2 protein-coding genes, 1 tRNA gene and 1 pseudogene are annotated in these 2540 nt (G+C 62.4%); 3 read left to right on the top strand and 1 reads right to left on the bottom strand.

Annotated elements, in window-relative coordinates:
* Positions 1 to 12 precede the first annotated feature (12 nt).
* The gene (locus C6W91_RS19710) at positions 13 to 927 is read left to right on the top strand and encodes an MBL fold metallo-hydrolase (protein WP_274867630.1); all 915 of its coding nucleotides are present in this window, start codon (positions 13 to 15) and stop codon (positions 925 to 927) included.
* 124 nt (positions 928 to 1051) lie between these two features.
* A tRNA-Asn gene (locus C6W91_RS19705) sits at positions 1052 to 1126 on the top strand.
* A 93-nt stretch (positions 1127 to 1219) separates the two neighbouring features.
* Here C6W91_RS19705 and C6W91_RS19700 read toward each other — a convergent pair.
* Positions 1220 to 1441, bottom strand: a complete 222-nt coding sequence (locus C6W91_RS19700) for a hypothetical protein (RefSeq protein WP_274867631.1) — start codon at positions 1439 to 1441, stop codon at positions 1220 to 1222.
* 82 nt (positions 1442 to 1523) lie between these two features.
* Between C6W91_RS19700 and C6W91_RS19695 the strand changes: the two are divergent.
* Positions 1524 to 2476, top strand: a pseudogene (locus C6W91_RS19695) (IS3 family transposase); the annotation flags it as partial.
* Positions 2477 to 2540 lie beyond the last annotated feature (64 nt).

The raw sequence follows: 2540 nt of genomic DNA, 5'->3' as shown, positions 1-2540 counted from the left end.
ACGGATACCCGAATGCAGGCTCCAGACGATTTCAATCCCGCCCCCGGCCGTGCCGAAGAGCTGCAACCGGGGGTACGCCGCATTCTGGCCCCGAACCCCTCGCCAATGACCTATCGCGGCACCAACACCTATCTGATCGGAACCCGGGATCTGGCGGTGATCGACCCAGGCCCGGTGCTGCCAGAGCATCTGGAGGCGATTTTGGCCGCAGTGGGCCCTGATCAACGTATCAGCCATATCATCGTCACCCATGCCCATGTGGATCACTCCCCCCTTGCCGACGAGCTCAGCCAGCGTACCGGCGCGCCGGTCTATGGTTTTGGCCCGGCCAGCGCAGGCCGGAGCCCGGCGATGCAGCAACTGGTCGCGCAGGGCATGACGGGCGGCGGCGAAGGCATCGACACCGAGTTTACGCCTGACATCACGGTGGCAGATGGCGATGTGATCTCCGGCGAGGGCTGGAACCTTGAGGTGCTGCACACGCCCGGGCATCTGGGCAACCACATCGCGCTGGCTTTTGGGGATGCCTGTTTCACCGCTGATCACGTGATGGGCTGGGCCAGTTCGCTGGTCTCGCCGCCCGATGGCGATCTGACCGACTTCATGGCCTCCTGCCGCAAGCTGCGCGCCCGCGACTGGCGGATCTTCTATCCCGGCCACGGCGCCCCGATCACGGACCCTGCCGGACGTCTCGACTGGCTGATCGCCCACCGCGAAGCCCGCGAAGCCGCCATCATCGATGCGCTGCGCTCCGGCCCGGCCCGCCCGGGGGATCTGGCCGCCCGGATCTATACCGAAACCCCGGCGGCCCTATTGCTCGCTGCCGAGCGCAACGTTCTGGCCCATCTCATTGACCTAATGGGAAAATCCCGCGTAGCTCCGGTCGGTGACCTGAGCGCAACCGCAGAATTCAGGCTGCTGGGCTGATCCCTGGACGACCCTGCCCCAGAGCGGTTTTCGGTCCCGGAATGTGCGATCCGATGTTATTTGCATTTTTTTCGCCTCCCCCTCTGGACGCCCCCACGCAGGGCCGCTATACGGCGCGGACCGTTCCGGCGTAGCTCAGCGGTAGAGCAGTTGACTGTTAATCAATTGGTCGTAGGTTCGATCCCTACCGCCGGAGCCAATAACCTCCTGAAATCACTGCAAGGTTTCAGGTTGGGTTATAGGCAAGAAAATTTTGGTGGCAAAATTTTGCCCGTTTCTTGCCCATCACCATTCAACTTACTATTCGCAGGCTACCGATCCTCGCATTTGCCACGCGCGCCTTGGCAATTTCCTTGGCGGCTTTCCGAGTCGTCTTGTCCGAGTGAACGTATGTCTCCTCAACCAGACGCACACTGGACCAGCGCCCCGCCTCGGCAATGTCGATGGCACTCCATCCCAGCACGTTGTGCAGGAAGGTCGCGAAGGTGTGGCGCATCGCTTGGTGAGGTGACACGTACTCCACCTTGGCCAGCTCAGCGACCTGGACTTGCCCTGAAAAAGTGGAGAGCACCAACTGAGGAACCAGGAGGTGTTCTATGGGAAATGGCAACAGACCGACGCCGGAGTTTCGGCGGGAAGCAGTCAGACTGGCACTGACCAGCGGTCGGACGCGGCGGGAGATCGCGGAAGATCTGGGGATTGGACTTTCGACATTGACGCGATGGCTCAGTCGCGAGCGGGATGCCAGTGATCCGGTCGAGGCTTCGGTCGACGTGCATGCTGAGTTGAAGCGGTTGCGACGCGAGAACGCAGTGCTGAAACAGGAGCGCGACATCCTAAAAAAAGCCGCAGCCTTCTTCGCGAAAGACGCAAGTCGATGAGCTTTGCTTTCATCGAGGCGGAGAAGGCCAGCTTTCCCATCAGCGGCATGTGCCGTGTCCTGGGCGTCAGCCAGAGTGGGTTCTTCGCCTGGCGCGGCCGCCCGGCTTGTCAGCGTCAGAAGCAGGACCTGATCTGTCTTGCCCATATTCGCACGGCCTTCGCCCTGTCGAACGGCACCTATGGCAGCCCGCGGATGCACCGGGACCTCATCGACGACGGCCACCGGATCGGGCGTCACCGAACGGCCCGGCTGATGCGGGAGAATGGCCTCGTGGCCCGTCAGAAGCGGCGGTTCAAGCGGACCACGGACAGCGAACACGCCTGGCCGGTCGCCCCGAACCTGCTCGCCCAGGACTTCGAAGCCGAACAGCCGGATCGGAAATGGGGCGCCGACATCTCCTACATCTGGACGGCGCAGGGCTGGCTCTATCTCGCGGTCGTGCTCGACCTCCACTCGCGGCGGGTCGTCGGCTGGGCGACGAGTGACCGGCTGAAGCGCGGCCTCGCAGTCGAGGCTCTGCGTCGCGCCATTGTGAACCGCGAACCTGCACCGGGGATGATCCATCATTCCGATCGTGGATCGCAATACTGCTCTGTCGACTATCAGGCCGCGCTCCGAAAACGCGGCATCCTGATCTCCATGAGCAGCAAGGGGAACTGCTACGACTGTGAATATGGTATTGCGGCTTGATGGCCTGACCCATGTTACGATTGACCGCGTGTCATTGTGT

Source organism: Phaeobacter sp. SYSU ZJ3003, assembly GCF_041300735.1.
Lineage (GTDB): Bacteria > Pseudomonadota > Alphaproteobacteria > Rhodobacterales > Rhodobacteraceae > Phycobacter > Phycobacter gallaeciensis_A.
Note: the sequence above shows the minus strand (reverse complement) of the source record. Positions and strands in the feature narration are given on the sequence as shown.

Excerpts from the sequence above, each read along its gene's own strand:
- C6W91_RS19710 (WP_274867630.1), top strand. The coding sequence starts at position 13 with ATGCAGGCTCCAGACGATTTCAATCCCGCCCCCGGCCGTGCCGAAGAG.